Genomic DNA, 18,911 nt, shown 5'->3' with positions numbered 1-18,911 from the left:
TTGACGTCAATGAAACGGGGCGCTTGATGGCCAAATGACCATTCGGCGCCCTTTTCGTTTTCGCGCTTTTCCAACGGGGTAGTTGTTCGATATTGTCGGGTTGCAGCAGTTGTCAAAGGGACTGACGCGTTTCCCTCGTTATGCGAAGGATATGAATACTGCAATCAATAAGGAGCTCGCCATGCCGCGCAGCCTCTGCCTCACTCGCCAATGCCTGGGTCTGGTGACCCGAATCGAATGTGTTGTTCGCCCGCTGTCAGGCGATAAAGGAATGTGGACCTTGTTGTTCGCCGCCGGAATGTCTGGCGAACAGCCCTCCGCACTCAAGGCTCAGGGGCCTTTTCATGGACCGGTTGCTGCCGAATCGGTCCTTGATGCCATTGCCGAAAGCCTCCTGCTGCATGGCTACCAAACGGCGGAGGAGATCCCGATCTGGGGCCTTCACCTCCAGGGGGAGCTGCGAAGAATCAACAGCGACGCCGCCGTGGGTCAGCGGACGTCTCCCGCCAACTGACCCCTTCGTTTCGAGGCGTTCCGCGTCTGCCTTCTACGGTCTGCAGACGCGGATTTGCCGAGCTTCCCCCATGCCCGATCGGGCGTTATTGTTTCAACTCTTTTCGCAGTGGGTTGTGCTAATCGGCCCTCGCCCTATACTCGCGAGCTTTTAAATTATCAGTGAGCTTCAATGGAACGTTTTATCGAAAATGCCATGTACGCATCCCGCTGGCTGCTGGCGCCGATCTACTTTGGTTTGTCTCTGGGGCTTCTGGCGCTGGCGCTGAAGTTTTTCCAGGAAATCTTCCACATCATCCCCAACGTATTCGCGCTGGCCGAATCTGACCTGATCCTTGTGCTGCTGTCGTTGATCGACATGGCGCTGGTCGGTGGTTTGCTGGTCATGGTGATGATCTCCGGCTACGAGAACTTCGTGTCGCAGCTGGACATCGACGAAGGCAAGGAAAAGCTCAACTGGCTGGGCAAGATGGATTCTTCGTCCCTGAAGATGAAAGTCGCCGCGTCCATCGTCGCGATTTCGTCCATTCACCTGTTGCGGGTGTTCATGGACGCCAAGAACATCGAGCCGCAGTACTTGATGTGGTACGTGATCATCCACATGACCTTTGTTGTGTCGGCCTGCGCCATGGGCTTTCTGGACAAAGTCACCAAGCACTGATCGACTTCCTGCGGCCCGCGAGGATTTGCCATGAACCTTCAGGAACTCATTTCCCACGCCAGCACCGGAGGTGTTGAAGAGCTCAATCTGATCTCCATCGAAGGCGGCATTTACTTGCTGGAAGCCAGGATGCAGGGCGTCGCGCATCGTTTGGTCGATGCGCAGAACAAGGCATTGCACCTGCGCTCAGTCGAGCACGCACGCGAACTGCTGCAGCCGGTTGCGCCGATGCCGTTCAATCTGGTCCATGCCGTGGTTCACGACGAGATGTGCGGCGTGAACGACGACCTGAATCAAGACGTCAAAATCCCCCTGGCTTTTCGATCCGCCTGGTAGAGGTTACGGGTATTACGCTTTGTGCTAGGCTGCCCGGCCTTTAAATACGGGCGCCCGAGGGCGCTCTTCAGCGGAGCAGTCTCATGTCCGAAGTCAATCTGTCCACCGACGAAACTCGCGTCAGCTACGGTATTGGTCGTCAACTGGGCGACCAACTGCGTGACAACCCGCCACCGGGCGTCGATCTGGACGCTATTCTGGCTGGCCTGACCGACGCTTTCGCCGGCAAGCCGAGCCGTGTTGGCCAGGAAGAAATGGGCGCGAGCTTCAAAGTCATCCGCGAAATCATGCAAGCCGAAGCAGCAGCCAAAGCTGAAGCAGCGGCTGGCGCAGGCAAGGAATACCTGACTGAAAACGCCAAGCGTGATGGCGTGACCACCCTGGCCTCCGGTCTGCAATATGAAGTGATCACTGCGGGCGAAGGCGCTCAGCCGACCCGCGAAAGCAACGTGCGCACTCACTACCACGGCATGCTGATCGACGGCACTGTGTTTGACAGCTCCTACGATCGTGGCGAGCCGGCTGAATTCCCGGTGGGCGGCGTGATTCCAGGCTGGACCGAAGCTCTTCAACTGATGAAGGCCGGCAGCAAATGGCGCCTGTACGTTCCTAGCGAACTGGCCTACGGCGCTCAAGGCGTTGGCAGCATTCCGCCACACAGCGTCCTGGTCTTCGACGTCGAGCTGCTCGACGTTCTGTAAGGTTCACGATTCACGCTCGACAGATGCCGAGTCAGCCCCGCGCTGGCTCGGCATCGTCGTTTTATCTGTTCTCATCAATGCAGTTCAATGGCCGGGCGCAATGCCCGCGCATAGCAGAACAGAAACAGACTTCGCACCATCTCCTTCTGAACACCGGGTTCGCTTGAGCTCAAGCTGCTGACATCCAGATCCCCCTGATCACGCAACTCGTCGAGCGCCTCCTCCTCCAGCACTGCACACACTTTGCCCGTCTCGCGATCCAGGATGCGAAGGTAGGGCTGTGGGCGATCAAGCCAGGCATCAATCAGATACGTCATGTGATTCTCCTTGTGTGTTTCAATGAGAATAATTCTTATCTGAGGAATAGCAAGGATCTATTTGAGATTAATTCGCATTAGAGCGTGAGGTCTATAAAACGGTGCTGAATCGCAGGCAACAAAAAGCCCGTCACGTGGACGGGCTTTTGGTGGAGCAGGGCAGCGGTCAGTGCGTGCGCGCGACCGCAAATTCACTCAGCTCGACGAGGGCGTCGCGGTAGATGCTCGGCGGCAGCACATCCAGGCAGGCAATGGCGCGAGCAATGTAGTCGCGTGCAAGCTGGGCTGTGTATTCGAGGGCGCCTGACTTTTCCACAGCATCGCGGATGCTTTCGAGATCTTCCAGGCCGCCCTTCTGAATGGCCTGACGAACCAGCGCGGCTTGTTCAGGGGTGCCTTCACGCATGGTGTAGATCAGCGGCAGGGTAGGCTTGCCTTCGGCGAGGTCGTCGCCGACGTTCTTGCCGAGGGTTTCGGCGTCGCCGCGATAGTCCAGCAGGTCGTCGACCAACTGGAAAGCGACCCCCAGATGATCACCAAAGGTGCGCAGTGCTTCGCTTTGCTCGGGACCGGCATTGGCCAGTGCGGCGGCGCTGTGGGTCGATGCTTCGAAGAGCATCGCGGTTTTGCCGCGGATGACCTCCATGTAGGTTTCTTCGGTGGTGCTGGCGTCGCGCACTTTCGACAGCTGCAACACTTCGCCTTCCGCGATAACCCGGGTAGCCTTCGACAGGATCTGCATCACCTGCATCGAGCCCAGTTCGACCATCATCTCAAACGAGCGCGAATACAGAAAATCCCCTACCAGCACGCTCGGTGCGTTGCCCCACATCGCGTTGGCGGTCGAGCGGCCACGGCGCATGCCGGACATGTCGACAACGTCATCGTGCAGCAGGGTAGCGGTGTGCAGGAATTCGATGGTTGCGGCTAACAGGCGCAAGTCATCACCGCCAGAGCCCAGCGCTTTGCCGCATAACAGAACGAGCAACGGGCGCAGGCGTTTACCGCCAGCAGAAGTGATGTAGTCGCCGATTTTGGAGACCAGCGGCACGCGCGATGTCAGCTGCTTCTTGATAATGTGGTCGACGGCGGTAAAGTCGTCTGCCACAGCGGTGTAGAAGGCTTGGGGTTGCATCAGCGAGACGTGCTCCAGAAGGGTTGCGCGGCATGCTAGGTTGCAGGCCCCACCCTGTCAAGGCGTGACATAACGCAGCTTGCAAGGCGTTGATCGCTTGCGTACAATCGCGCACCCTAACTTCCTGGGCAGCACCTGCCTTACGCAATTGCATGTCGGCCTTCCAGCCTTGTGCAGCCATGCCAGCCAATACCTCTTCCTATAAAGAGCTGGGTGAGCAGGATTATCGGAGATACACCATGTCTTATGCAGTAATCGTTACTGGCGGCAAGCAATACAAGGTCGCCCCAGGTGAATACCTGAAGATTGAGAAACTGGAAATCGCTACCGGCGAATCCGTTACCTTTGATCGCGTTCTGTTGGTTGCCAATGGCGACGACGTGAACATCGGCGCTCCAGTTGTTGCAGGCGCTACCGTTGTGGCTGAAGTGATCTCCCAAGGTCGTCACGATAAAGTCCGCATCATCAAGTTCCGTCGTCGTAAGCACCACATGAAGCGTATGGGCCACCGCCAGTGGTACACCGAGATCAAAATCACCGGTATTCAGGCTTAATTTCAGCCTAATCCTCACTAGGAGAATTGACTCATGGCACACAAAAAAGCTGGTGGTAGTACCCGTAACGGTCGCGACTCAGAAGCCAAACGCCTTGGCGTGAAGATGTATGGCGGCCAGGTTATCGTTCCGGGCAACATCATCGTGCGTCAGCGCGGCACCCAATTCCACGCTGGCTACGGCGTTGGCATGGGCAAGGATCACACCCTGTTCGCTAAAGTCGAAGGCGTGATCAAGTTCCAGGTTAAAGGCGCCTTCGGTCGTCGCTATGTAAGCATCGTGCCAAAGACTGAAGTCGCGGCATAATCTTGCGTTCAGGGGGTGTGAGGGCCTGGCCTTCACGCCTCCTGAGCTGAAAAGCCCTGTCGATGACAGGGCTTTTTCGTTTGTAGAAGGTCCTGTTTCTGGTGAGTCTCTTGCAAAGCTGTTTGTGTGGGCCGTTGTGGTGTGAAGTCGCTGGTTTTTGATCGGTATCGCAACGCTCATCTTTGCAAGAGCCTTATGAATCAATGTTGTTTGCTCGTCTTTGTGACGGGAGGCGTGCGCTATGAAATTTGTTGATGAAGTATCCATTCGAGTAAAGGCCGGTGATGGCGGTAACGGTTGCATGAGCTTCCGCCGCGAAAAATTCATCGAGAACGGTGGTCCCAACGGCGGTGATGGTGGTGACGGCGGCTCGATCTACATGATCGCTGACGAAAACCTCAATACCTTGGTCGACTACCGCTACACCCGCCATTTCGACGCCGAGCGCGGTTCGAACGGCGGCAGCACCGACTGCACCGGTCGCAAGGGTGAAGAGCTGGTGTTGCGCGTGCCGGTCGGCACCACTGTGATCGACGCCGGTACCCAAGAGGTCATCGGTGACCTGACCAAGGCCGGTCAGCGTCTGTTGGTAGCCCATGGTGGCTGGCACGGTCTGGGTAACACGCGTTTCAAATCCAGCACCAACCGCGCGCCGCGTCAGACCACTCCGGGCAAGCCGGGTGAGCAGCGTGACCTCAAGCTGGAGCTGAAAGTATTGGCTGACGTCGGTCTGCTCGGTTTGCCGAATGCTGGCAAGAGCACGTTCATTCGTTCGGTATCGGCTGCCAAGCCAAAGGTCGCTGATTACCCGTTCACTACGCTGGTGCCGAACCTGGGCGTTGTCAGTGTTGATCGCTGGAAAAGCTTTGTCATCGCCGATATTCCCGGCTTGATCGAAGGCGCTTCCCACGGTGCCGGTCTGGGGATTCGCTTCCTCAAGCACCTGGCGCGTACGCGTCTGCTCCTGCACCTCGTCGACATGGCGCCGCTGGATGAAAGCAGCGCGCCGGATGCCGCTGAAGTCATCGTCAACGAGCTGGTCAAGTTCAGCCCTGCGCTGGCCGACCGTGATCGCTGGCTGGTGCTGAACAAGTGCGACCAGATCCTCGAAGAAGAGCATGAAGCCCGCAAGCAGGAGATCATTGATCGCCTGGAGTGGACCGGCCCCGTCTACGTGATCTCGGCCATCGCCAAAGAAGGCACCGATCGCCTGACCCACGACATCATGCGCTATCTCGAAGACCGCGCTGACCGTCTGGCCAATGACCCGGCCTACGCTGCCGAGCTGGCTGAGCTGGATCAACGCATCGAAGACGAAGCCCGCGCCCAGCTGCAGGCGCTGGATGATCAGCGTGCTCTGCGCCGTAGCGGCGTGAAGAGCGTGCATGACATCGGCGATGACGATTGGGATGAGGAAGACGTGGAAGACGAAGATGGTCCGGAAATCATTTACGTCCGCGACTGATCGACTGCAGTAAACTACGACGCCGCTCTTGAAGCGGCGTTTTAGTATCTAGAATTCGGACTCTCTGGCTTAAGGTTGAAAGATCATGCGGAGCAAGGTGACAGGTGCCCAGCGTTGGGTGGTGAAGATCGGAAGTGCGCTGCTGACGGCGGACGGCAAGGGTCTGGATCGCAACGCGATGGGTGTTTGGGTCGAGCAGATGGTGGCGCTGCATGAGGCGGGTGTCGAACTGGTCCTGGTGTCGTCCGGCGCGGTAGCGGCCGGCATGAGTCGTCTGGGCTGGACTGCGCGACCGAGTGCCATGCATGAGCTTCAGGCCGCTGCAGCAATCGGTCAGATGGGGCTGGTGCAAGCGTGGGAATCCAGCTTTGCCGAGCATCAGCGCCACACCGCGCAGATTCTGCTCACCCACGATGATCTGTCTGATCGCAAGCGCTACCTGAACGCCCGAAGCACGTTGCGCACCCTGGTTGAGCTGGGCGTCGTCCCTGTCATCAATGAAAACGACACGGTCGTCACCGACGAGATTCGTTTTGGCGACAACGACACCCTGGCAGCGCTGGTGGCCAACCTGGTTGAGGCTGACCTGTTGGTCATCCTGACCGATCGCGACGGCATGTTCGACGCCGACCCCCGCAACAATCCCGAGGCGCAGCTCATTTACGAGGCGCGCGCCGATGATCCCGCCCTTGATGCAGTCGCTGGCGGCACCGGCGGTGCGCTGGGTCGTGGCGGCATGCAGACCAAATTGCGTGCTGCACGACTGGCCGCCCGTTCCGGCGCGCACACCGTGATTGTGGGTGGCCGCATCGAGCGCGTGCTCGCGCGTTTGAAGGCCGGTGAGCGATTGGGTACGTTGCTGTCCCCGGAGCGCGAGATGCTCGCGGCTCGCAAGCAGTGGCTGGCGGGACACCTGCAGACCCGTGGCACGCTGGTGCTGGACGAGGGCGCGGTGAGGGCGTTGACCGAAAGCCACAAGAGTTTGTTGCCGGTCGGCGTCAAGCTGGTGCAGGGCAGCTTTCGTCGCGGCGAGATGGTCGTGTGCGTGGCGGCTGACGGTCGCGAGATCGCTCGCGGTCTGAGCAATTACAGTGCGCTGGAAGCGCAGAAGATCATTGGCCTGCCCTCTGACGCCATCGTCAAGGAGCTGGGCTACATGGCTGAGCCTGAGCTCGTGCATCGTGACAACCTGATTCTGGTCTGAAGTGCATTATCAAAAGAAGGAAGCATACATGCGAGTCATGAAAGGGCTGGTAGGCGCGTTACTGATGTTGCCAGTGCTGGCGTCGGCTGAAGAGATCGGCCAGGTATCGACCGTATTCAAGATGGTCGGTCCGAACGATCGGATCGTGGTCGAAGCTTTCGACGACCCCAAAGTCGATGGCGTGACGTGCTATCTGTCCCGCGCGAAAACCGGTGGGGTGAAGGGTGGGCTGGGCCTGGCTGAAGATCGTGCCGAGGCGTCCATCGCTTGCCGGCAGGTCGGTCCCATTCACTTCAAGGAGCAATTGAAGGACGGTGATGAGGTGTTCAAGGAGCGGACTTCGCTGGTGTTCAAGACCATGCAGGTCGTGCGATTCCTCGACAAGAAGCGAAACACGCTGGTGTACCTCGTCTACAGCGACAAGGTGATCGAGGGCAGTCCGCAGAATGCAGTGACCGCGATCCCGATTCTGCCGTGGGCGCCTGCTCCCGCGCCTTGATGCTGAAGCGTCAAATCGAAGGCAATAAAAAACCGACCCTGAGGTCGGTTTTTTAACAAGCGGATCGCTTAGGCTGCAGCAGCAAGGTTCAGAGCCTTGATGTGGCCATTCAAGCGACCTTTATGGCGAGCAGCTTTGTTCTTGTGGATGATGCCTTTATCGGCCATACGGTCGATAACTGGCACGGCCAGAACATAAGCAGCTTGCGCTTTTTCAGCGTCTTTAGCGTCGATGGCTTTAACTACATTCTTGATGTAGGTACGAACCATGGAACGCATGCTGGCGTTGTGGCTGCGACGCTTCTCAGCCTGTTTTGCACGTTTTTTGGCGGAAGGTGTGTTGGCCACCGTCGAGCTCCTCGAAAGACTTGGGAAATAGCTAACAAAATAGGCCGCGAATCATGCCGATGAGATTGACGCTTGTCAAGGGCAGTTGATGCGTTCCGCTGAGTGGTCGCGGTGTGGTGCCGAGGTGATTTCTTTCCGGCGTGCGACCTGTAAACTCGCGGGCTTTGGCTCTGAGCTGTTTTGCGGCGCGGAGTATCGCATATATGGAACGCGCTTTGGCGCTTCCTTTGGTCAGGCGTACAACCTTTCGATGAATCTACTCAAATCGCTTGCCGCCGTTAGCTCTATTACGATGCTTTCGCGGGTGCTGGGCTTTGTCCGCGATACCATCATCGCGCGCGCATTCGGCGCCGGCATGGCCACTGATGCCTTCTTTATCGCCTTCAAACTGCCTAACCTGCTGCGCCGGATCTTTGCCGAGGGCGCCTTTTCCCAGGCATTCGTGCCGATCCTGGCGGAATACAAAAGCCAGCAGGGCGAGGAGGCAACCCGCACATTTGTTGCATATGTAACCGGCTTGCTGACGTTGGCGCTGGCGATCGTCACTGTGTTGGGCGTCGTGTTCGCCCCTTGGGTCATCTGGGCGACTGCGCCGGGATTTGCCGACACGCCGGAGAAATTCCAGCTCACCTCGGACCTGTTGCGGGTGACCTTTCCTTATATATTGCTCATCTCGCTGTCTTCGCTGGCCGGCGCGATCCTCAATACGTGGAATCGCTTCTCCGTTCCGGCGTTCGTGCCGACGCTGCTCAATCTGGCGATGATCTTCTTCGCCCTGTTTCTCACGCCGTATTTCCACCCGCCCGTCATGGCGCTGGGCTGGGCGGTACTAGCGGGCGGGCTGCTGCAGCTTCTTTACCAACTGCCGCATCTAAAGAAGATCGGCATGCTGGTGCTGCCGCGCCTCAATCTGCGCGACACCGGTGTCTGGCGGGTGATGAAGCAAATGCTGCCGGCCATGCTCGGGGTGTCAGTCAGTCAGATATCGCTGATCATCAACACGATCTTCGCCTCGTTCCTTGTTGCCGGCTCGGTGTCCTGGATGTACTACGCCGACCGTCTGATGGAGCTGCCTTCTGGTGTGCTCGGCGTGGCGTTGGGGACGATTCTTCTGCCGATTCTCTCGAAAACCTACGCCAGCCGGGATCGCCACGAATATTCGCGCATCCTCGACTGGGGCCTGCGCCTGTGCTTCCTGCTGGTGCTCCCGTGCACCCTGGCGCTCGGATTGCTCGCCGAGCCGCTGACGGTTTCGCTGTTCCAGTACGGCAAGTTCGACGGCGAAGATGCCGCGATGACTCAGCGTGCGCTGGTCGCGTATTCGGTCGGACTGCTCGGGATTATCGTGATCAAGGTGCTGGCCCCCGGCTTTTATGCCCAACAAAATATCCGCACTCCGGTGAAAATCGCGATCTTCACCCTCATAGTGACTCAGCTGTTCAACCTGCTTTTCGTCTATGTCATCCACTTGGCTCATGCAGGTCTGGCGCTGGCGATCAGCGCGGGCGCATGCCTGAACGCCTTGCTGCTGTTCTGGCAGTTGCGCAAGCAGGACCTGTTTCAGCCGCAGCCAGGGTGGCCGGTGTTTTTGGGCAAGCTGATTGTCGCCGTGGCGGTGATGTCCGCCGTGCTGCTGGGCCTGATGCATGTGATGCCCGCCTGGTCGGACGGTGAGATGCTGCAGCGTTTCCTGCGCCTAGGTGCGCTGGTGCTGGCAGGCGTCCTGGCGTATTTCGGCACCTTGTTGGTGTTGGGTTTCCGGGTCAGGCATTTCGCCCGCAAGGCGATCCTGTAGGATCAGTCGTCGTTTTCTGCCGGTTAACGTCGATTGTTGCGGTTTGCCCGGATGTGTCGCCTGTCGTTGACGGCGGTGTGTGGTTATAATCGGCCACTTTATGAGCAAGAAGCGCGTTATGCAGCTGGTTCGAGGCCTTCACAATCTGCGCCCGCAGCACCGGGGCTGCGTCGCCACCATTGGCAATTTCGACGGTGTTCACCGGGGTCACCAGGCTATCCTGGCGCGCCTGCGTGAGCGTGCCGTCGAGCTGGGTTTGCCCAGTTGTGTGGTGATCTTCGAACCGCAACCGCGCGAGTTCTTCGCTCCCGAGACGGCGCCGGCCCGCTTGGCCCGACTGCGTGACAAGCTTGATCTGCTTGTTGGCGAGGGCGTTGATCTGGTGTTGTGTCTGGCATTCAACCAGCGTTTCAGCAGGCTCAGCGCCTCCGAGTTTGTCGACACCGTGCTGATAGATGGCCTGGGCGTGAAGCATCTGGAGGTCGGCGACGACTTCCGCTTTGGCTGCGACCGGATCGGTGATTTTGATTTCCTGCAAAACGTAGGCGCCGAGAAGGGCTTTACCGTCGAAGCGGCACAGACTGTCGAGATCGACGGCTTCCGCGTCAGCAGCACCAAGGTGCGCACCGCGCTGGCCGCCGCAGACTTCAAACTGGCGGAGCATTTGCTGGGCCGCCCGTTCGAGATTTCCGGCCGCGTGCTGCATGGCCAGAAACTGGCGCGTCAGCTGGGTACGCCCACCGCCAACGTGCAACTCAAGCGTCGTCGCGTGCCATTGACCGGTGTCTATCTGGTCAGCGCGCAGATTGACGGCAAGGTGTGGCCGGGCGTCGCCAACATTGGCGTGCGTCCCAGCGTGGCGGGCGATGGACGTCCCCACCTGGAGATTCACCTTCTGGATTTTACCGGCGATATCTATGGCCGGCGTTTGACGGTGGTATTCCACCAGAAGCTGCGTGATGAGCAGCGCTTTGCCTCCCTTGAGGCGCTCAAGACGGCGATCGATGCGGATGTCGCTGCCGCTCGTGCCCACTGGCACGACCAACCGCTAAACTTTAGAGCCTGAAATGACCGACTACAAAGCCACGCTTAATCTTCCGGACACCGCCTTCCCGATGAAGGCCGGCCTGCCCCAGCGCGAGCCGCAAACTCTGCAGCGCTGGGACAGCATTGGCCTGTACCAGAAGCTGCGCGAAATTGGCAAGGATCGGCCCAAGTTCGTGCTGCACGACGGGCCTCCGTACGCCAACGGCAATATCCACATCGGTCATGCGGTCAACAAGATTCTCAAGGACATGATCGTTCGCTCGAAGACCCTTTCGGGCTTCGACGCGCCTTATGTTCCGGGCTGGGATTGCCACGGTCTGCCGATCGAGCACAAGGTCGAAGTCACCCACGGCAAAAACCTGCCTGCGGACAAGACCCGCGAACTGTGCCGTGCCTACGCGGCCGAGCAGATCGAAGGCCAGAAAGCCGAGTTCATTCGTCTGGGCGTGCTCGGCGACTGGGACAACCCGTACCGCACCATGGACTTCGCCAACGAAGCCGGGGAAATCCGCGCGCTGGCCGAAATGGTCAAGAACGGCTTCGTCTTCAAGGGCCTGAAGCCGGTCAACTGGTGTTTCGACTGCGCCTCGGCATTGGCTGAAGCAGAAGTCGAATACCAGGACAAGAAATCGTCCACCATCGACGTGGCCTTCCCGGTTGCCGATGCCGACAAGCTCGCTGCCGCCTTCGGTCTGCCAAGCCTGAGCAAACCTGCTGCCATCGTGATCTGGACCACCACCCCGTGGACCATCCCGGCGAACCAGGCGCTCAACGTTCACCCGGAATTCACCTATGCGCTGGTCGATACCGGCGAGCGCCTGCTGGTGCTGGCTGAAGAGCTGGTAGAGTCCTGCCTGAAGCGCTGGAACCTCGAAGGTTCGGTGTTGGCGACGGCCGAGGGTTCGGCGCTTGAGCTGATCAATTTCCGTCATCCGTTCTACGATCGTCTGTCGCCCATCTATCTGGCCGACTACGTCGAGCTGGGCGCCGGTACCGGCGTCGTTCACTGCTCGCCGGCCTATGGCGTCGATGACTTCGTGATCTGCAAAGCCTACGGCCTGACCAACGACGACATCATCAGCCCGGTGCAGAGCAACGGCGTGTACAGCCCGTCGCTGGAGTTCTTTGGCGGCCAGTTCATCTTCAAGGCCAACCAGCCCATCATCGACAAGCTGACCGACGTCGGCGCGTTGCTGCACACCGAAACCATCACCCACAGCTACATGCACTGCTGGCGCCACAAAACGCCGCTGATCTACCGCGCCACCGCGCAGTGGTTCGTCGGCATGGACAAGCAGCCGACGTCGGGCGACACCCTGCGCAACCGCGCCGTGAAAGCCATCGAAGAAACCAAGTTCGTCCCGGCATGGGGGCAGGCGCGCCTGCACTCGATGATCGCCAACCGCCCTGACTGGTGCATCTCCCGTCAGCGCAACTGGGGTGTGCCGATCCCGTTTTTCCTGAACAAGGAAAGCGGCGAGCTGCACCCGCGCACCGTTGAGCTGATGGAAGAAGTCGCCCAGCGCGTCGAGCAGGAAGGCATCGAAGCCTGGTTCAAGATGGACGCGGCCGAGCTGTTGGGTGGCGAAGCGCCGCAGTACGACAAGATCTCCGACACCCTGGACGTCTGGTTCGATTCCGGCACCACGCACTGGCATGTACTGCGCGGCTCGCACCCGATGGGCCACGAAACCGGTCCACGCGCCGACCTGTACCTGGAAGGCTCCGACCAGCACCGTGGCTGGTTCCACTCGTCGCTGCTGACCGGTTGCGCCATCGACAATCACGCGCCGTACCGTGAATTGCTCACCCATGGTTTTACCGTGGACGAGAACGGCCGCAAGATGTCCAAGTCGCTGGGCAACGTGATTGCGCCGCAGAAAGTCAACGACACGCTGGGCGCCGACATCATGCGCCTGTGGGTTTCGGCGACCGATTACTCCGGCGAAATGGCCGTCTCGGACACCATCCTGCAGCGCAGCGCCGATGCGTACCGTCGCATCCGCAACACCGCGCGTTTCCTGCTCTCGAACCTGACCGGCTTCAACCCGGCGACCGACTTGCTGCCCGCCGAAGACATGCTCGCGCTGGATCGCTGGGCCGTGGATCGCGCGCTGCTGCTGCAACGTGAGTTGGAAGAGCATTACGGCGAGTACCGTTTCTGGAACGTCTACTCGAAGGTGCACAACTTCTGCGTGCAGGAGTTGGGCGGCTTCTACCTCGACATCATCAAGGATCGCCAGTACACCACCGGCGCCAACAGCAAGGCGCGTCGGTCCTGCCAGACCGCGCTGTTCCACATCTCCGAGGCGCTGGTTCGCTGGATCGCACCGATCCTGGCGTTTACCGCCGACGAGCTGTGGCAGTACCTGCCGGGCGAGCGTAACGAGTCGGTCATGCTCAACACCTGGTACCAGAACTTGAGCGAGCTGCCAGAAGGCTTCGAGCTGGACCGCGCCTACTGGGAGCGGATCATGGCGGTGAAGGTCGCGGTCAACAAGGAGATGGAGAACCTGCGCGCGGCCAAGGCTATTGGCGGCAACTTGCAGGCCGAAGTCACGCTGTACGCTGAAGACGCGCTGGTAGCGGATCTGTCCAAACTGAGCAACGAGCTGCGTTTCGTGCTCATCACCTCGACGGCCAGTGTCGCGCCTTTCGTCAGCGCGCCTGCCGATGCTGTGGTTACCGAAGTGGCCGGTCTGAAGCTCAAGGTCGTCAAATCCGGCCACGCCAAGTGCGCGCGCTGCTGGCATCACCGCGAGGACGTCGGGGTCAATCCTGAGCATCCGGAAATCTGCGGTCGTTGCGTCGACAACATCAGCGGTGCAGGCGAGGTTCGTCACTATGCCTAATGCATCGGCTGGCCGTATGGGCCGACTGGGTTGGTTGTGGCTGAGCGTGCTGGTGGTGGTCATTGACCAGGCCAGCAAGTTCTACTTCGAAAACCGTCTGGAGTTGTACGAGCAGATCGTCATCCTTCCTGACTACTTCAGCTGGATGCTGGCCTACAACACTGGCGCTGCGTTCAGCTTCCTGGCCGACAGTTCCGGCTGGCAGCGCTGGTTGTTTGCGCTGATTGCGGTCGTGGTGAGTGGGGTGCTGGTGGTCTGGCTCAAGCGCCTGGGGCGTGACGAAACCTGGCTGGCGATTGCCCTTGCCCTGATATTGGGTGGGGCGCTCGGCAATCTGTATGACCGAATCTTCATCGGCCATGTCATAGACTTTATCTTCGTGCATTGGAAAGAACACGGCTTCCCGGCCTTCAATGTCGCGGACAGCGCCATCACCGTTGGCGCGATCATGCTGGCTCTGGACATGTTCAAGAGCAAGAAAACCGGAGAAACCGTCAATGACTGATCAGTTGATGACCGAACAGGCTGCACAGGAAACACGCATCGGTCAGAACACGGAAGTCACCCTGCATTTCGCCCTGCACCTGAAAAACGGCGACACCGTCGACAGCACGTTCGACAAGGCCCCAGCGACCTTTAAGGTTGGCGATGGCAGCCTTCTTCCGGGCTTTGAAGCGCTGATCTTTGGCTTCAAAGCCGGCGACAAACGTACGCTTCAGGTGCCGCCGGAAAACGCGTTCGGTCAGCCGAACCCGCAGAATGTGCAGATCATGCCGCGCTCGCAGTTCCAGAACATGGAGCTGTCTGAAGGGCTGCTGGTGATCTTTAACGATGCGGCGAATACCGAGCTGCCGGGCGTGGTGAAAACGATGGACGATGATCATGTCACCGTCGATTTCAATCATCCGCTGGCGGGCAAGACGTTGACCTTCGAAGTGGAAATTTTCGAGGTGAAGGCACTCTGAGCATCGCCAGAGCGCTTGGCCCCGGCACTGTTCGGGGCCTTTTCGTTTTTATGTTTCATTGCGCGTAGACACGAGGCACATCATGCAAATCAAACTCGCCAACCCACGAGGCTTCTGCGCCGGGGTGGACCGTGCGATCGAAATCGTCAATCGCGCGCTGGAAGTGTTTGGCCCGCCGATTTACGTGCGCCATGAAGTGGTTCATAACAAATTCGTCGTCGAAGACCTGCGCAGCCGTGGCGCGATCTTCGTCGAAGAGCTCGAGCAGGTGCCGGACGACGTCATCGTGATTTTCAGTGCCCACGGCGTGTCACAGGCGGTGCGCACCGAGGCGGCAGGTCGCGGTTTGAAGGTGTTCGACGCCACGTGTCCGCTGGTGACCAAAGTGCATATCGAGGTGGCGCGCTACAGCCGCGATGGCCGCGAGTGCATCCTCATCGGTCACGCCGGCCACCCGGAAGTCGAAGGCACGATGGGCCAGTACGACGCCAGCAATGGCGGCGCGATCTATCTGGTCGAAGACGAAGCGGACGTCGCCAAGCTGCAGGTCGGCAACCCCGAGAACTTGGCTTTCGTGACCCAGACGACGTTGTCGATGGACGACACCAGCCGTGTGATCGACGCCTTGCGCTCGCGATTCCCGGCCATTGGCGGTCCGCGTAAAGACGACATCTGCTACGCCACGCAAAACCGTCAGGATGCGGTAAAGGTTCTGGCCGATGAGTGTGACGTGGTGCTGGTGGTCGGCAGCCCGAACAGCTCCAATTCCAATCGCCTGCGCGAACTGGCTGAGCGCATGTCGACCCCGGCCTATTTGATTGATGGTGCCGAAGACATGCAGCGCAGCTGGTTCGACGGCGTGGGACGCATCGGCATTACCGCCGGTGCTTCGGCGCCCGAGGTGCTGGTGCGTGGCGTGATTGAGCAGTTGCACGCCTGGGGCGCGACCGGCGCGGACGAACTGGCCGGGCGCGAGGAAAACATCACCTTCTCGATGCCGAAGGAATTGCGCGTCAAGTCACTGCTGTAATCCGGTCATCCTGTCACCGCATCATGCGCAGGGCTCGCTGCCGAATCCCTCGGATCGCAGCGTGACCCTGCCAGTCACCGCGATCGCCAACTGATAGCGGCTGGCGGGTGCGTCTTTGAGGCACACCGCCAGGGTGCCGTTGGCGTTGTTCAGCAGCCGCCCCGTGTTATCAAAACCAATCCGCGCAGCTACTTTGCTGTTGCCGACGACCCTGACATTTCGGTGGCTGGCGAACTCGGCCAGAGAAAGCTCGCCCTCGTCCCTGAACTGGTTGCGGTTGCTGTCAACGAACACATTCCAGCCTCGGCTCCAGTCATTGTCCAGCGCCTGCATCACCACCGGCTGACTGCGCAGAATCGCCTCCGTGCGAGCCATTCGCAGCCCACTGGCCAGTTGCTGAGCCGTGTCCTGACGGCGTTGAGAATCGATCAGTTGCCCGAAGGCGGGGATCGCCAGCGTGGCGACGATGCCGACAATTACCAACCCTGCCAGCAGTTCAATCAGCGTCAATCCTTGCTGTTTCACGAGCGTCTTCCGTTGAATGCGGCGCTCAAGCAAACACCCGCTTGGCCGCGCTGACAACCGGGTCGATTGTCAGCCGGTATGTCCGCAAGCCGCCGTTACACATCCTCCGGGCAAACCGCCGCGCATCGGCTTCACTGGTGGCTGCACAGCGGATGGCAGAGGTGGACGATGCGAGGGAAGACGATGCAATCAGGGATGACATTGATCGAAGTGCTGGTCGCGTTGCTAATCTTCAGTGTCGGCATATTGGGCGTGGCGATGTTGCAGCTCAACGCCCTGAAATACACCGACAGCTCGATGCGCAGCATGCACGTCAGCTTCATCGCCCATGACCTGTTCGAGCGCATCCGCGCCAACCCGGAGGCCAGTTATGCGCTGGCCTCGCTGAGTCAGGCGCCGACGTCCGGCAGTCTTGCCGTGCCCCGCCAGCAAGACCTGTACGACTTCGCGACGCAGTTGAAGCGCGCAGTCGGTGAAGACGCCGAGGCATCAATTGCGGTGGCGGGATCGAGCTTGACCCTCACATTGAAGTGGGACGATTCCCGTGCGAGCCAGGAGGCCGCGCAACAGCAAACGCTTACGCTGACTGCCGATGTTTCTGCTGAGCGGGGCGCACGGCCATGAAGACTCTGAAGAGGGGCTTTGGCCTCGTCGAAGTCATGTTGGCGCTGGTGCTGGGGTTGGTGATGTCCCTTGCCTTGGCGCAGATATTTATCAGTTCAAAGAGCAGTTATGCGAGTCAGACATCGTCCGCCAGCCTGCAGGAAGACGCACGATTCGTGCTCAGCAAAATGGTCCAGGAAGTGCAGCTGGTGGGCATGTTCGGCTGCCTGGGGAAGGTCGAGGATGCCAGCGTCGGCAATGGCTTCTCCAAGGCGTTTGAAGAGCCGATCCACTGGGACGCCAGTTCTCAGACACTGACCCTCGCCACGGCCGGAACCGGGGAGGGCGGCGGCTGGTCGACCTGGGTCATTCACACCGACTGCGTTTCATCCGCCACCGCTTACTCTAACGGCCGGGCGCCTCGACTTGCCGTGGGTGAGACCGCCATGCCGATTCACCGGCAGGTCTATCGCTTCAACAAGGCGCGCAATGAGCTGTCGCTGAACGGCCAGCCTCTGGTCAGCAACGTGCGTGCGTTGAGCGTGTTGTTTGGCGTCGCCGGATCCATCAACGACCGCTCCATCACGCGGTACGCCGCCACTGCCGAACCCTCCCTCATCCGCAGCGTGCGATTGACCCTGACCCTGTTCGACCCCGCAGACCGGGCCCAGGAACAGACCCTTGATGTTGTCGCTGCCATCCGTAATCGACTGGGGTAAGTGCATGAACGTGAATGCACAACGTGGTGCGGTGTTGATCGTAAGTTTGGTGTTCCTGTTGTTGTTGACCTTGCTGGCCACATCGTCGATGCAAAACGCCACGCTCCAGGAAAAAGTGGCCGGCACGCTAAAGCTGCGCGATGCGTCGTTTCAGTCCGCCGAGACAGCGCTGCGCATTGCGGAAGCGAAAATCGTGGCACCGGGTTTTTCCCTGCCAGCTTGTTCGTCGCCAGCCAAATGTGTGCCACCGCCTGAAGCGTTGACCCTTTCCAGCAGCGGAACGGGCGCGGCGTCGGGCGTGGATTGGGTCGCGACGCGAGGTGGTTTTTACGGCATTCAGCATGTTGGCCAAACCGACCAGCCGGCCGGAGGCGCAGACGGTCAGTTTTGGAACTTGTATCGCGTGACGGCTGTTGGCATCGAGGGCGACTCACGCACCGTGCTCGAAAGCATCCACACCCAGGAGCGTCGCGTGATGTGGCGGCAGCGGCAATGAACAGAGCAACCGCAGGCTTCACCCTGATTGAACTGCTGATTGCCATCGCCATCGTCGCGATTCTCGCCGCCGTCGCGTACCCGCAGTACAGCGAATACACCCGTAAAACTCGCCGCTCCGAGATCGCCGGGGTGCTGGTTGAAGAGGCGCAGAAGCTGGAGCGGTTTCATTCGCGGGCAGGGCAGTACTCGGACGTCAGCGGGCCGCCGGCGTTTAGTCATGAGGTGTCAGTGGGAAATGCATTTTATCGGATAGGGGCTGAGCGCAAGGAGCGGACATTTACGCTGACCGCGTCGCCGATTGGCGGCGGAGTGATGGGAGGGGATGCCTGCGGCAGCTTTGTGCTGGAACACACCGGCAGGCGCGACAATCTTGGGATGTCCGGGGCTGCCAGTGTGGCGGGGTGTTGGGGGCGGTAGTGTTATTTAAAACAATCAGCGCCGCCAGCTGAGGTCTTGTTCCCAAGTTGGTCGATGGTTAATGCTCCGCATGCATCCTGGGTTTGCTGATCCTTAGGTGTGGCCGTAAATGAATATGCCGTGGCATTCGCCGTCACGCTCAACTGGTATTTACCGGTTTGTGAAAGCGGCGTCGCGCTGGCAAATCCCAAGGCGGTGAGATTGGTAACCGCATACGTATTGTTCTGCGCGTAATACCGCTCCATTCGCGCCACTGCGTCATTAAGCATCACGATCCCTTCGGAGCGATAACCGCGCTGAACGTATTTGGTGTAGGACGGATACGCGATCGCGGCCAGGATAGCGACGATGGCGACGGTAATCATCAGCTCGATCAGCGTGAAGCCGCGTTCAGATCGTGTTACAGAATGCATTGAGTACAG

Annotated in this window: 24 protein-coding genes; 19 read left to right on the top strand and 5 right to left on the bottom strand. The window is 59.5% G+C overall.

Features of this window, described 5'->3' with window-relative positions; all coding sequences use genetic code 11:
• Nucleotides 1-181 precede the first annotated feature (181 nt).
• From ACYASU_RS04205 to ACYASU_RS04190, 4 genes are all read left to right on the top strand, one after another.
• Nucleotides 182-514, top strand: a complete 333-nt coding sequence (locus ACYASU_RS04205; protein WP_192173472.1) for a PA4575 family protein — start codon at nucleotides 182-184, stop codon at nucleotides 512-514.
• 171 nt (nucleotides 515-685) lie between these two features.
• Complete coding sequence (locus tag ACYASU_RS04200) at nucleotides 686-1,174, top strand: TIGR00645 family protein (RefSeq protein WP_122535348.1); 489 nt, start codon at nucleotides 686-688, stop codon at nucleotides 1,172-1,174.
• A 30-nt stretch (nucleotides 1,175-1,204) separates the two neighbouring features.
• On the top strand, nucleotides 1,205-1,510 hold the full coding sequence (locus ACYASU_RS04195) for a DUF6482 family protein (protein WP_192173404.1): 306 nt from the start codon (nucleotides 1,205-1,207) through the stop codon (nucleotides 1,508-1,510).
• An 83-nt stretch (nucleotides 1,511-1,593) separates the two neighbouring features.
• Nucleotides 1,594-2,211 (top strand): FKBP-type peptidyl-prolyl cis-trans isomerase, encoded by a 618-nt coding sequence (locus ACYASU_RS04190; RefSeq protein WP_122535350.1) that lies wholly within the window; start codon nucleotides 1,594-1,596, stop codon nucleotides 2,209-2,211.
• 74 nt (nucleotides 2,212-2,285) lie between these two features.
• Here the strand turns inward: ACYASU_RS04190 and ACYASU_RS04185 are convergent, their stop codons facing one another.
• Complete coding sequence (locus tag ACYASU_RS04185) at nucleotides 2,286-2,528, bottom strand: PA4570 family protein (protein ID WP_192173403.1); 243 nt, start codon at nucleotides 2,526-2,528, stop codon at nucleotides 2,286-2,288.
• A 166-nt stretch (nucleotides 2,529-2,694) separates the two neighbouring features.
• Nucleotides 2,695-3,663, bottom strand: coding sequence for a polyprenyl synthetase family protein (locus ACYASU_RS04180; RefSeq protein ID WP_192173402.1), 969 nt, complete (start codon nucleotides 3,661-3,663; stop codon nucleotides 2,695-2,697).
• 239 nt (nucleotides 3,664-3,902) lie between these two features.
• Between ACYASU_RS04180 and rplU the strand changes: the two genes are divergently transcribed.
• The 5 genes from rplU to ACYASU_RS04155 all read left to right on the top strand — a co-directional run bounded on the left by rplU (nucleotide 3,903) and on the right by ACYASU_RS04155 (nucleotide 7,691).
• Complete coding sequence (rplU, locus tag ACYASU_RS04175) at nucleotides 3,903-4,217, top strand: 50S ribosomal protein L21 (RefSeq protein WP_003176051.1); 315 nt, start codon at nucleotides 3,903-3,905, stop codon at nucleotides 4,215-4,217.
• A gap of 33 nt (nucleotides 4,218-4,250) precedes the next feature.
• A complete protein-coding gene (gene rpmA, locus ACYASU_RS04170) occupies nucleotides 4,251-4,523 on the top strand; it encodes a 50S ribosomal protein L27 (RefSeq protein ID WP_037015434.1) in 273 nt (90 codons plus the stop codon).
• 241 nt (nucleotides 4,524-4,764) lie between these two features.
• Nucleotides 4,765-5,988 carry an Obg family GTPase CgtA gene (gene cgtA, locus ACYASU_RS04165; RefSeq protein WP_282367114.1) on the top strand — a complete coding sequence of 408 codons (1,224 nt, stop codon included), beginning with the start codon at nucleotides 4,765-4,767 and terminating at the stop codon, nucleotides 5,986-5,988.
• 85 nt (nucleotides 5,989-6,073) lie between these two features.
• The gene (gene proB / locus ACYASU_RS04160; RefSeq protein WP_463582031.1) at nucleotides 6,074-7,192 is read left to right on the top strand and encodes a glutamate 5-kinase; all 1,119 of its coding nucleotides are present in this window, start codon (nucleotides 6,074-6,076) and stop codon (nucleotides 7,190-7,192) included.
• A 28-nt stretch (nucleotides 7,193-7,220) separates the two neighbouring features.
• Entirely contained in the window at nucleotides 7,221-7,691 is a 471-nt protein-coding gene (locus ACYASU_RS04155; RefSeq protein ID WP_282367111.1) for a CreA family protein, read from the top strand.
• A gap of 68 nt (nucleotides 7,692-7,759) precedes the next feature.
• On the opposite strand, the gene rpsT is transcribed toward ACYASU_RS04155, so the two are convergent.
• Nucleotides 7,760-8,038 (bottom strand): 30S ribosomal protein S20, encoded by a 279-nt coding sequence (gene rpsT, locus ACYASU_RS04150; RefSeq protein WP_037015424.1) that lies wholly within the window; start codon nucleotides 8,036-8,038, stop codon nucleotides 7,760-7,762.
• 250 nt (nucleotides 8,039-8,288) lie between these two features.
• On the opposite strand from rpsT, the gene murJ reads away from it, so the two are divergent.
• The 6 genes from murJ (at nucleotide 8,289) to ispH (ending at nucleotide 15,727) form a co-directional block, all read left to right on the top strand.
• The gene (gene murJ / locus ACYASU_RS04145; protein ID WP_192173399.1) at nucleotides 8,289-9,833 is read left to right on the top strand and encodes a murein biosynthesis integral membrane protein MurJ; all 1,545 of its coding nucleotides are present in this window, start codon (nucleotides 8,289-8,291) and stop codon (nucleotides 9,831-9,833) included.
• A gap of 118 nt (nucleotides 9,834-9,951) precedes the next feature.
• Nucleotides 9,952-10,899, top strand: coding sequence for a bifunctional riboflavin kinase/FAD synthetase (gene ribF, locus ACYASU_RS04140; protein WP_463582030.1), 948 nt, complete (start codon nucleotides 9,952-9,954; stop codon nucleotides 10,897-10,899).
• A gap of 1 nt (nucleotide 10,900) precedes the next feature.
• Entirely contained in the window at nucleotides 10,901-13,732 is a 2,832-nt protein-coding gene (ileS, locus tag ACYASU_RS04135; RefSeq protein ID WP_463582029.1) for an isoleucine--tRNA ligase, read from the top strand.
• Entirely contained in the window at nucleotides 13,725-14,237 is a 513-nt protein-coding gene (gene lspA / locus ACYASU_RS04130) for a signal peptidase II (protein ID WP_065987672.1), read from the top strand. The genes ileS and lspA overlap by 8 nt, the downstream gene beginning before the upstream one ends.
• A 7-nt stretch (nucleotides 14,238-14,244) precedes the next feature.
• Nucleotides 14,245-14,697 (top strand): FKBP-type peptidyl-prolyl cis-trans isomerase, encoded by a 453-nt coding sequence (fkpB, locus tag ACYASU_RS04125; RefSeq protein ID WP_463582073.1) that lies wholly within the window; start codon nucleotides 14,245-14,247, stop codon nucleotides 14,695-14,697.
• 82 nt (nucleotides 14,698-14,779) lie between these two features.
• Nucleotides 14,780-15,727, top strand: a complete 948-nt coding sequence (gene ispH / locus ACYASU_RS04120) for a 4-hydroxy-3-methylbut-2-enyl diphosphate reductase (protein WP_192173395.1) — start codon at nucleotides 14,780-14,782, stop codon at nucleotides 15,725-15,727.
• Nucleotides 15,728-15,748: 21 nt separating this feature from the next.
• Here the strand turns inward: ispH and ACYASU_RS04115 are convergent, their stop codons facing one another.
• A complete protein-coding gene (locus ACYASU_RS04115; RefSeq protein ID WP_192173394.1) occupies nucleotides 15,749-16,252 on the bottom strand; it encodes a GspH/FimT family pseudopilin in 504 nt (167 codons plus the stop codon).
• A 168-nt stretch (nucleotides 16,253-16,420) separates the two neighbouring features.
• Here ACYASU_RS04115 and pilV point away from each other — a divergent pair, with 168 nt between their 5' ends.
• Genes pilV through ACYASU_RS04095 form a run of 4 tightly spaced genes read left to right on the top strand, consistent with a single transcriptional unit; the run spans nucleotide 16,421 to nucleotide 18,489 of the window.
• Nucleotides 16,421-16,876: a type IV pilus modification protein PilV gene (gene pilV, locus ACYASU_RS04110; protein WP_463582028.1), complete on the top strand. Its 456-nt coding sequence runs from the start codon at nucleotides 16,421-16,423 to the stop codon at nucleotides 16,874-16,876.
• The gene (locus ACYASU_RS04105; protein ID WP_463582027.1) at nucleotides 16,873-17,574 is read left to right on the top strand and encodes a PilW family protein; all 702 of its coding nucleotides are present in this window, start codon (nucleotides 16,873-16,875) and stop codon (nucleotides 17,572-17,574) included. The genes pilV and ACYASU_RS04105 overlap by 4 nt, the downstream gene beginning before the upstream one ends.
• 4 nt (nucleotides 17,575-17,578) lie before the next feature.
• A complete protein-coding gene (locus tag ACYASU_RS04100) occupies nucleotides 17,579-18,070 on the top strand; it encodes a pilus assembly PilX family protein (protein ID WP_463582026.1) in 492 nt (163 codons plus the stop codon).
• On the top strand, nucleotides 18,067-18,489 hold the full coding sequence (locus ACYASU_RS04095; protein ID WP_463582025.1) for a type IV pilin protein: 423 nt from the start codon (nucleotides 18,067-18,069) through the stop codon (nucleotides 18,487-18,489). Before ACYASU_RS04100 ends, ACYASU_RS04095 begins: the two co-directional genes overlap by 4 nt.
• A 2-nt stretch (nucleotides 18,490-18,491) precedes the next feature.
• On the opposite strand, the gene ACYASU_RS04090 is transcribed toward ACYASU_RS04095, so the two are convergent.
• Nucleotides 18,492-18,902 (bottom strand): type IV pilin protein, encoded by a 411-nt coding sequence (locus ACYASU_RS04090; protein WP_463582024.1) that lies wholly within the window; start codon nucleotides 18,900-18,902, stop codon nucleotides 18,492-18,494.
• Between the last annotated feature and the right edge of the window lie 9 nt (nucleotides 18,903-18,911).

The organism is Pseudomonas sp. HP_12 (assembly GCF_055283955.1).
Note: the sequence above shows the minus strand (reverse complement) of the source record. Positions and strands in the feature narration are given on the sequence as shown.

What these genes read in the sequence shown, in the direction of transcription:
- ACYASU_RS04200 (WP_122535348.1), top strand. Translation starts at nt 686, where the DNA reads ATGGAACGTTTTATCGAAAATGCCATGTACGCATCCCGCTGGCTGCTG.
- rpmA (WP_037015434.1), top strand. Translation starts at nt 4,251, where the DNA reads ATGGCACACAAAAAAGCTGGTGGTAGTACCCGTAACGGTCGCGACTCA.
- rplU (WP_003176051.1), top strand. Translation starts at nt 3,903, where the DNA reads ATGTCTTATGCAGTAATCGTTACTGGCGGCAAGCAATACAAGGTCGCC.
- ACYASU_RS04190 (WP_122535350.1), top strand. Translation starts at nt 1,594, where the DNA reads ATGTCCGAAGTCAATCTGTCCACCGACGAAACTCGCGTCAGCTACGGT.
- proB (WP_463582031.1), top strand. Translation starts at nt 6,074, where the DNA reads ATGCGGAGCAAGGTGACAGGTGCCCAGCGTTGGGTGGTGAAGATCGGA.
- ACYASU_RS04180 (WP_192173402.1), bottom strand. Translation starts at nt 3,663, where the DNA reads ATGCAACCCCAAGCCTTCTACACCGCTGTGGCAGACGACTTTACCGCC.
- pilV (WP_463582028.1), top strand. Translation starts at nt 16,421, where the DNA reads ATGCGAGGGAAGACGATGCAATCAGGGATGACATTGATCGAAGTGCTG.
- murJ (WP_192173399.1), top strand. Translation starts at nt 8,289, where the DNA reads ATGAATCTACTCAAATCGCTTGCCGCCGTTAGCTCTATTACGATGCTT.
- ACYASU_RS04205 (WP_192173472.1), top strand. Translation starts at nt 182, where the DNA reads ATGCCGCGCAGCCTCTGCCTCACTCGCCAATGCCTGGGTCTGGTGACC.
- cgtA (WP_282367114.1), top strand. Translation starts at nt 4,765, where the DNA reads ATGAAATTTGTTGATGAAGTATCCATTCGAGTAAAGGCCGGTGATGGC.
- ACYASU_RS04090 (WP_463582024.1), bottom strand. Translation starts at nt 18,902, where the DNA reads ATGCATTCTGTAACACGATCTGAACGCGGCTTCACGCTGATCGAGCTG.
- ACYASU_RS04155 (WP_282367111.1), top strand. Translation starts at nt 7,221, where the DNA reads ATGCGAGTCATGAAAGGGCTGGTAGGCGCGTTACTGATGTTGCCAGTG.
- ribF (WP_463582030.1), top strand. Translation starts at nt 9,952, where the DNA reads ATGCAGCTGGTTCGAGGCCTTCACAATCTGCGCCCGCAGCACCGGGGC.
- ACYASU_RS04105 (WP_463582027.1), top strand. Translation starts at nt 16,873, where the DNA reads ATGAAGACTCTGAAGAGGGGCTTTGGCCTCGTCGAAGTCATGTTGGCG.
- ileS (WP_463582029.1), top strand. Translation starts at nt 10,901, where the DNA reads ATGACCGACTACAAAGCCACGCTTAATCTTCCGGACACCGCCTTCCCG.
- ACYASU_RS04185 (WP_192173403.1), bottom strand. Translation starts at nt 2,528, where the DNA reads ATGACGTATCTGATTGATGCCTGGCTTGATCGCCCACAGCCCTACCTT.
- ACYASU_RS04095 (WP_463582025.1), top strand. Translation starts at nt 18,067, where the DNA reads ATGAACAGAGCAACCGCAGGCTTCACCCTGATTGAACTGCTGATTGCC.
- lspA (WP_065987672.1), top strand. Translation starts at nt 13,725, where the DNA reads ATGCCTAATGCATCGGCTGGCCGTATGGGCCGACTGGGTTGGTTGTGG.
- ACYASU_RS04195 (WP_192173404.1), top strand. Translation starts at nt 1,205, where the DNA reads ATGAACCTTCAGGAACTCATTTCCCACGCCAGCACCGGAGGTGTTGAA.
- fkpB (WP_463582073.1), top strand. Translation starts at nt 14,245, where the DNA reads ATGACCGAACAGGCTGCACAGGAAACACGCATCGGTCAGAACACGGAA.
- ACYASU_RS04100 (WP_463582026.1), top strand. Translation starts at nt 17,579, where the DNA reads ATGAACGTGAATGCACAACGTGGTGCGGTGTTGATCGTAAGTTTGGTG.
- ispH (WP_192173395.1), top strand. Translation starts at nt 14,780, where the DNA reads ATGCAAATCAAACTCGCCAACCCACGAGGCTTCTGCGCCGGGGTGGAC.